Below are 7920 nucleotides of genomic sequence, written 5' to 3'. Positions count from 1 at the left end.
CGCTCTGGCCCAGCAGCAGCGACTGGCAGGCCAGGTGCACCGAGTAGTGGAAGCCAGGCCGAGGGCGGCATCGACTACGCCTTCGTGCCCGGGACCTTCTACCGGGTGAACGCCGCCGCCGTCATCGACAACGTGGCGGGCGAGCCGTTCTCCGGTGCGCACTCCGACATCCGCAAGCCCCAGGTCGCCACGCTCGCGGCGGCCGCCGCCGCGGCGCACGGGTAGTGGGGGCGGCGGTGGACTGACCACGGCCGTCGCACGACGACGACGCCGCCCGGCCCGCTCGTACGGAGCGGACCGGGCGGCGTCGTCGTGCGCGCCCTCTGCAATTGGTCCAGACCTAATTGGTCCAGACCTATTGACTCCCCTTGTCGCCCCTCCTACGATCCGGTCCGGCACAGCCCCACATGTTTCCCCCACCTCACCCAGAGCCGGGCGTCACGCCCCCACGCGTCGGTCATGTCCATGACGCTCGGCGGAAAGGGAGCACAGCATGTTTCGTCGGAGGTCGCGCATACCACGCCCGTCGGGCGGATTCCGCCCGGAGCGGGCGACCGTGGAACGCGCAGTACAGGTGCACCGGACCGGCGGCCCGGAGCACGGGCCGACCGTCCTGAAGCGCTTCCTCGCCGGGGTGAGCGCCGCAGCCGTCATCGGCGCCGGCATCGCCGTGGCGGGCACCGTCACGGCCGGGGCCGCCACCCCCAACCTGGTGGCCAACCCCGGCTTCGAGAACGGGCTTTCCGACTGGACCTGTTCCGGCGGCGCGGGTGCGGCGGTGAGCAGCCCGGTCCACTCCGGCGCCTCCGCGCTCAAGGCCATGCCGACCGGCCAGGACACCGCCCAGTGCACCCAGACCATCAGCGTGCAGCCCAACTCCCAGTACACGCTGAGCGCCTACGTCCAGGGCAGCTACATCTACCTGGGCGCCACCGGCACCGGTGTCACCGACGCCTCCACCTGGACGGCGAACAGCGCGTCGTACAGCCAACTCGGCGTGGGCTTCACCACCGGGGCGAACACCACCTCGGTGACCGTCTTCCTGCACGGCTGGTACGGGCAGCCCGCGTTCTACGCGGACGACGTGTCGCTCACCGGCCCCGGCGGCAGCAGTCCCTCGCCGACCGCCACCACGCCGACCACCGCGCCTCCGACGTCGTCGACGCCGACCACCACGCCGCCCACCAGCACACCGCCGACGACGTCGACGCCCACCACGACGCCGCCCACCACCACGCCGCCGAGCGACACCTGCCCCACGAAGCCCAAGCCGTCCGGCAAGGTCCTCCAGGGGTACTGGGAGAACTGGGACGGCGCCCTGAACGGCGTCCACCCCGGCATGGGCTGGGTGCCCATCACGGACAGCCGGATCGCCGCGCACGGCTACAACGTCATCAACGCCGCCTTCCCGGTGATCCTCTCGGACGGCACCGTCCTGTGGCAGGACGGCATGGACACCAACGTCAAGGTCTCGACCCCCGCCGAGATGTGCCAGGCCAAGGCGGCCGGGGCGACGATCCTGATGTCGATCGGCGGCGCCGCCGCCGGCATCGACCTGAGCTCCAGCACCGTCGCCGACAAGTTCGTCGCGACCGTCGTCCCGATCCTGAAGAAGTACAACTTCGACGGAATCGACATCGACATCGAGACCGGCCTGTCCGGGAGCGGCAACATCAACACGCTGTCCGCCTCCCAGGCCAACCTGATCCGCATCATCGACGGCGTGCTGTCCCAGATGCCCGCGGGCTTCGGCCTGACGATGGCCCCCGAGACCGCGTACGTCACCGGCGGAAGCGTCAACTACGGGTCGATCTGGGGCGCCTACCTGCCGATCGTCAAGAAGTACGCCGACAACGGGCAGCTGTGGTGGCTGAACATGCAGTACTACAACGGCAGCATGTACGGCTGCTCCGGCGACTCCTACCAGGCCGGTACCGTCCAGGGCTTCACCGCGCAGACCACCTGCCTGAACAACGGCCTGACCATCCAGGGCACCACCATCCGGGTGCCCTACGACAAGCAGGTGCCCGGCCTGCCGGCCCAGCCCGGTGCGGGCGGCGGCTACATGGACACGGGCCTGGTCGGTCAGTCGTGGAACGCCTTCAGTGGCTCGCTGAAGGGGCTCATGACGTGGTCGCTCAACTGGGACGGCTCGAAGGGCTGGTCCTTCGGCGACAACGTCAAGCGCCTCCAGGGGCGTTGATACCCCGGAATCCCCGGAATCCCCGGAATCTCCGGAGCTCCTGATGCCCCCGGAGCTCCCGGAGTTCCCGCCGACGGCCCGCGCCCCGGTGCACCGCTCCGGGCGCGGCCCGGTCACCGACCGGAGCCGCGCCCGGCTCGGAGCCCGGGGCGCGGGCCGTCGAAGCCCTCGGGCGCGGGGGGCCGTTCGCAGGGCGACGTCAACGACAGCCGGGCCGGGCACATCCGGGTCTTCGACATCCGGGAGGACGGCACCCTCACCGGCGACCGGATCTTCGTCAAGGGCGTCGGCTGCCGCTTCGACAACATCCGCTTCGACCGCGACGGCCGGCTCTGGGCGTCGGCCTTCGACGACGGCGTCCACTGCTACGCCCCCGACGCCACTCTCCTCGGCCGCATCCGTGTTCCCGAGCCGGTCTCGAACCTCACCTTCGGCGGCCCGAAGCGGAACCGGATGTTCATCACCGCCACCACCTCGCTGTACTCCCTGGTGACGTCCATGACGGGCGCCCGCCGCGTCTCCTTCCAGTAGGAGACGCGCCCGCCCGGCCGCTCGCGGCGGGGGGAACGCCGGCCCGCCGCGTCCCCGCTGGTCAGCCGGTGAACAGGCCGGCGTTCCGCCGGACGAAGTCGCCCACGCCGGTGGCGGGGCGGCCGGTGACCTGCCGGACGCCGTCGGTCCGGCGGTCGTAGCGGTTCTCGGCGTGGAGACGGGCCATGGTGGAGATGTGCCGGAGGACGTGGTCCGGCAGCTCCAGCGGTGCGAGGTCGTGGTCGATCCACTCCCGCAGCGGGACGTCGACGTAACGGACGGGCCGGCCGAGGGCTTCGGAGGCCTCCGCGGCGATGGCCGGGCCGTCCTGGGAGCGCGGGCCGGTCAGCTCGTAGACCCGGCCGAGGTGCGGGGCCGGGTCGGCCAGGACCTCCGCGACGACCGCGGCGACGTCCGTGGCCGCCACGGGGGAGGTCCTGGCCCGCCCGAACGGCAGCCTGACGGTGCCGTCCCTGGCGATCGAGGACAGTCCGGCCCGGAAGAGCGGGTTCTCCAGGAACACGGTGGGCCGGACCTCGACGACGGGCAGGCCCGACCAGCTCAGCACCTGTTCGACCAGCCACTGCTGCCGGTGCTGGTGGGACTCGCCGGCGGCGGAGAGTCCCAGCTCGGAGACGGTCAGCTGGGACATGTTCACGAACACCTCCAGCCGCCCCGCCTCCCGGGCCACGGCCGCCGCCGTGAGGGCGGCCTCCAGGTACTGGTCGGAGACGCCCATGCCGAAGTACGTCCGGCGGCAGCCGGCCAGGGCGGCGAGGACGTCGTCCGTGCGGGTCAGGTCCCCGACGACGACCTCGGCGCCGGTCGCCCGCAGGGCCCGCGCGCGCCCGTCGTCGCGGTGCACCAGGGCGCGGACCGGGAGGCCCCGCCGCCGCAGGTCCTCGACCACGGACCGTCCGACGCCCCCGACGCGGCCGGCGGCCCCGGTCACCAGGATCGGTTGCACGGTCTCCTCCGAAGTGTTCGGCGCGGCGCGGGCCCGGTGCGGCCCGGCCCGGCCGGTCGTCAGATGGTGGCGGTGTCGATGACGAAGCGGTAGCGGACGTCGCTGGCGAGGACGCGCTCGTAGGCGTCGTTGATCCGGTCGGCGCCGATCAGCTCGATCTCGGCCGCCACGCCGTGCTCGGCGCAGAAGTCCAGCATCTCCTGGGTCTCGGCGATCCCGCCGATGCCCGAGGAGCTCATGCTGCGGCGCTTGCCGGCCAGCCGCCGGAGGTCGACCTCCACGGGCTCCTCCGGGAGGCCGACGTTGACCATGGCCCCGTCGGTGCGCAGCAGGGAGAAGTAGGCGGCGAAGTCGAGCGGGGCGGAGACGGTGTTGAGGACGAGGTCGAAGGTGCCCGCGAGCTCCTGGAAGGTCGCCGGGTCGCTGGTCGCGTGGTAGTGGTCGGCGCCCAGCCGCAGGCCGTCGTCCTTCTTGCGCAGGGACTGGGACAGCACGGTGACCTCGGCCCCGAGCGCGTGGGCGATCTGCACGCCCATGTGGCCGAGCCCGCCGAGGCCGACGACGGCGACCCGCGTGCCGGGCCCGGCGTTCCAGTGCCGCAGCGGGGAGTAGGTGGTGATGCCCGCGCACAGCAGCGGGGCGGCCTTGTCCAGCGGCAGCGCGTCCGGGATGCGCACCACGTAGTTCTCGTCGACGACCACGTTCTTCGCGTAGCCGCCGTACGTGGGCCGGCCGTCCTTGCCGACGGCGTTGTACGTCCACACCGGGCCGTCGTCGCAGTACTGCTCCAGGCCGGCCCGGCAGTTGTCGCAGGTGCGGCAGGAGTCGACCATGCAGCCGACGCCGACCCGGTCGCCGACCCGGAACCTCGTGACGCCGGGGCCGGCCCCGGTGACGACGCCCGCGATCTCGTGCCCGGGCACCATGGGGAAGATCGCCTCGCCCCAGCCCTCGCGGGCCTGGTGGATGTCGGAGTGGCAGATGCCGACGAAGGCGATGTCGATCAGCAGGTCGTGCTCGCCGACCGCACGGCGCTCGATGGTGGTGCGTTCCAGCGGGGCCTTGGGGCCCGGTGCGGCGTAGGCGGCGACAGTGGTGGTCATGGGAGTTCGTTCCCCCTTCTGCGGACGGAACCGCGATGGTCGGATCGGGCCGGGTCGGCCGGGCCGGACGGGTCGGGTGAGCCGGACGGGTCGGTCGACCAGCACGTCCACGGTACCCACGAGGACGGTGCGCCGCGCCGCCGGCCCGGCCGGGGAAGCGGCGGAACCGGCACCCCGGAGACCCTGTACGACGGCGCCGGTGACCGGGTCGGCCACCGGAACGAGAGGTACCGCGCCTGCGGCGAGTACCGCGCCGAGCCCGGGCCGGAGCCGTCGTCCTGCCCGGAGAGGCTGCGCGAGGAGGGCCGTCGTTGTCCTGTTCCCGCCGACCGGGTCCTGTTCCCGCCGACCGGCGGGTGCCGTACGCGGCTCGGGCCGACGCCGGCCCGGCCCTCCGGCGGGCCCGACCGCGCAGGTCGGAGGGCCGCCGGTTGTTCGGCGTTTTGTTCAATGACCGAGGACCGAACCAGAACAACCCCGGTGCGCTACACCAGGAGCGCACGCCACACCCGTGTCGTGCGCGGGACCAGAACCGTGGGCCGCGACAGCGCCGGACACCGGGAGAGTTCACCAGATGACGACGCTCTGCATCGCGAACAACCGCACCGAGGAGATGGTCGGGGACCTCACCGGGGCGACGCCGCTGGAGCAGCTGTTCGCCGGGTGCGGGGCACAGCGGATGCTCTGGTGGGCCGAGGACGGCGACGTCCTGGTGCTGCCCTGGGGCCCCGACCCGGAGTACCTGGCGTACGTCGCCGGGCTGACCGGGGTGCGGGCCGACAGCCTGACCTTCGTGGTGCCGCCGCCGGGCGCCCACGGCGACCAGGTGCTCACCACCGACCGCCTGGTCGACCCGGGCTTCCTCGCGGAGCTGCGCCGCGTCCTGGACGGGCGCACCGTCGACGAGGTGCTGGCCGTCTCGCCGAACGGCGCGGTGGCCGGGCTGGCGGCCGCGCTCGGCCTGGCGCACGCGATGCCCGGCCGGCCCTTCGCCGCGCAGGGCGGCAACGCCCTGGTCAACAGCAAGGCGGGGTTCCGGGCGCTGGCCGCCGGCGTCGGGGTGCCGATTCCGCCCGGGACGGTGGCCGGCTCGCCGGCCGAGGTCGAGGCCGCTGTCGAGCACCTGCTGGGGCAGGGGCACAGCGTGATGCTGAAGGTCGAGTACCAGGCGGGCGGGCTGGGCAACGAGATCCTCGCCCGGGACGAGAAGGTGGAGGCGGTCGGCGCCGAGCGGGTGGTTCCGCTGCCGGACCGGGCGGCGGTGGCCGCCTACGTGGCCGAGCGGTGGACCTGGCTGACCGGCGGGCGCGGCCAACGGGTGGTGGTGGAGCGGTACTTCCCCGACTGCGCGCCGTTGTACGCCCAGTTTCTCGTCGACGACGCGGCCGTGGTGCTCGCCGGCTGCGGTGAGATGGTCATGCGGCCGGTGGTGGTCGGCGAGATCACCCCGCCGGTCACCCCGGACGCGGGCGTCCTGGCCGAACTCGTCGAGCAGGGAGCCCGGTTGTGCGAGTCGCTGCGGGTGATCGGCTACCGGGGCACGGTCAGCGCGGACGCCGTGCTGACGCCCGGGGGCGAGATCTACTTCCACGAGACCAACGGCCGGCTCACCGGCTCCAGCCACCTGCACGACATCTTCGCCGCCCGCCTGCTGCGCGAGGAGCACCGCGGCTCGCGCCACCTGCTGGAGCTCGCCGGCCTCAAGGTGCCGTCCTTCGCCGAGGCCGTGGCGGCGCTCGGCGCGGCCGGGCTGGCCTTCGACCCGCGGACGGGCACCGGCGTGCTGTACAGCAACGACTTCGGGCCGGCCGACGGCTCGGTGATGTACTGCGTGGTCGCCGAGAGCCCGGAGGCCGTCCGCGCCCTGGAGAGCGCGCTGCTCGCGCTGTTCGCCGGATGAGGCCCCGGGCGACCGTGGACGACGCGACCGTGAACGAGACGACCGTGAACGAGACGACCGAGATCGAGGTGACCGTGAACGAGGTGGCCGTGAACGAGGTGGCCGTGGACCAGGCGGAGGCGGGAGGGGACGAGGTGGCCGTGGACGGGAAGGGGATGCGCGCGGCGGTGATCCACCGCTACGGCGGGCCGGAGGAGCTGTGCATCGAGACGGTGCCGGAACCGGTGGCCGGGCCGGGCCAGGTGCTGGTGGACGTCACCCTGGCCGGGCTCAACTACGCCGACCTGGAGATCCGCGCCGGCGAGTACCTGCAGCTCCCGCTGCCGCTGGTGCTCGGCGTCGACGCGGTCGGGCGGCGCCGCGAGGACGGCCGGAGGGTCGTCGCGCTGCTGCGCACCGGCGGCGGGTACGCCGAGGTGGCCGTCCCCGAGGCGGCGCACACGGTGGAGGTGCCGGACGGCGTGGACGACGAGCAGGCGCTCGCGCTGCTGGAGCAGGGGGCGACGGCGTACGGCGCGCTGGTCCTGGCGGGGCGGCTGCGGCCGGGCGACGCCGTCGGGGTGTCCGCGGCCGCGGGCGGGGTCGGTCACCTGGCGGTGCAGCTGGCCAGGGAGCTGGGGGCGGGCCGGGTGGTCGCCCTGGCCTCCACCCCGGAGAAGCGGGAGTTCCTGCGCTCGCTGGGCGCCGACGCCGTGCTGGACTCCGAGGACCCCGACCTGGGCGAGCGGCTCGCGGAGTCGGGCGGGCTGGACCTGTTCGTGGACTCGGTCGGCGGCCGGGTGCTGCGCGCCGGGCTGGCCGGACTGGCACCCTTCGGGCGGCTGGTGTCGGTCGGGGCGCGGGAGGGCGTGGAGGACGGCTTCACGATGGGCGACCTGACCGAGCGCTCGGCGGGGGTGCAGGGCTTCTGGCTCAGGCACGTGCTCACCGACCGGGCGCTGTTCGAGGGCATCGCCGACCACCTGTTCCGGCTCGCCGCCGAGCGGCGGGTGGTGGCGCGGATCGACCGGACCGTGCCGCTGTCCGGGGTGGCCGCGGCGCACCGGGCGATGGCCGCGCGGCAGACCATGGGCAAGGTGCTGGTGGACGTCCGCCGCGAGGCGTGAACGAAGCGCGCGAGGGGACAAGATCCGCCAGGCCTTCTCCGGCGTCTCCTCGCCGGGCCGCCTGGAGGTCGTCCGCCGCAGCCCCACGATCGTCCTGGACGCCGCCCACA

At 73.5% G+C, this 7920-nt stretch carries 5 protein-coding genes and 3 pseudogenes; 6 read left to right on the top strand and 2 right to left on the bottom strand.

The annotated features are described in order from the left end of the window. From ACIQOV_RS17115 to ACIQOV_RS17100, 4 genes and pseudogenes are all read left to right on the top strand, one after another. The coding region (locus tag ACIQOV_RS17115) for a hypothetical protein (RefSeq protein ID WP_401049284.1) at window positions 1-225 on the top strand (225 nt) is incomplete at its 5' end. A 268-nt stretch (window positions 226-493) separates the two neighbouring features. Beyond that, window positions 494-1042: pseudogene (locus ACIQOV_RS17110) on the top strand (carbohydrate binding domain-containing protein); the annotation flags it as partial. 207 nt (window positions 1043-1249) lie between these two features. After that, window positions 1250-2203, top strand: a pseudogene (locus tag ACIQOV_RS17105) (chitinase); the annotation flags it as partial. Window positions 2204-2401: 198 nt separating this feature from the next. Further along, window positions 2402-2734: pseudogene (locus ACIQOV_RS17100) on the top strand (SMP-30/gluconolactonase/LRE family protein); the annotation flags it as partial. A 61-nt stretch (window positions 2735-2795) separates the two neighbouring features. Here ACIQOV_RS17100 and ACIQOV_RS17095 read toward each other — a convergent pair. After that, the gene (locus tag ACIQOV_RS17095; RefSeq protein ID WP_401049282.1) at window positions 2796-3701 is read right to left on the bottom strand and encodes an NAD(P)H-binding protein; all 906 of its coding nucleotides are present in this window, start codon (window positions 3699-3701) and stop codon (window positions 2796-2798) included. A 59-nt stretch (window positions 3702-3760) separates the two neighbouring features. Then, complete coding sequence (locus ACIQOV_RS17090) at window positions 3761-4804, bottom strand: NAD(P)-dependent alcohol dehydrogenase (RefSeq protein ID WP_401049280.1); 1044 nt, start codon at window positions 4802-4804, stop codon at window positions 3761-3763. Window positions 4805-5378: 574 nt separating this feature from the next. Here ACIQOV_RS17090 and ACIQOV_RS17085 point away from each other — a divergent pair. Further along, window positions 5379-6704, top strand: a complete 1326-nt coding sequence (locus ACIQOV_RS17085) for a peptide ligase PGM1-related protein (protein WP_401049278.1) — start codon at window positions 5379-5381, stop codon at window positions 6702-6704. 29 nt (window positions 6705-6733) lie between these two features. Next, complete coding sequence (locus ACIQOV_RS17080) at window positions 6734-7810, top strand: zinc-binding alcohol dehydrogenase family protein (RefSeq protein ID WP_401049277.1); 1077 nt, start codon at window positions 6734-6736, stop codon at window positions 7808-7810. Window positions 7811-7920 lie beyond the last annotated feature (110 nt).

The sequence above is a fragment of the Kitasatospora sp. NPDC091257 genome, assembly GCF_044757675.1.
GTDB lineage: Bacteria > Actinomycetota > Actinomycetes > Streptomycetales > Streptomycetaceae > Kitasatospora > Kitasatospora lactacystinica.
Note: the sequence above shows the minus strand (reverse complement) of the source record. Positions and strands in the feature narration are given on the sequence as shown.

Coding starts and splice junctions, on each gene's coding strand:
- ACIQOV_RS17090 (WP_401049280.1), bottom strand. CDS start 4,804: ATGACCACCACTGTCGCCGCCTACGCCGCACCGGGCCCCAAGGCCCCG.
- ACIQOV_RS17085 (WP_401049278.1), top strand. CDS start 5,379: ATGACGACGCTCTGCATCGCGAACAACCGCACCGAGGAGATGGTCGGG.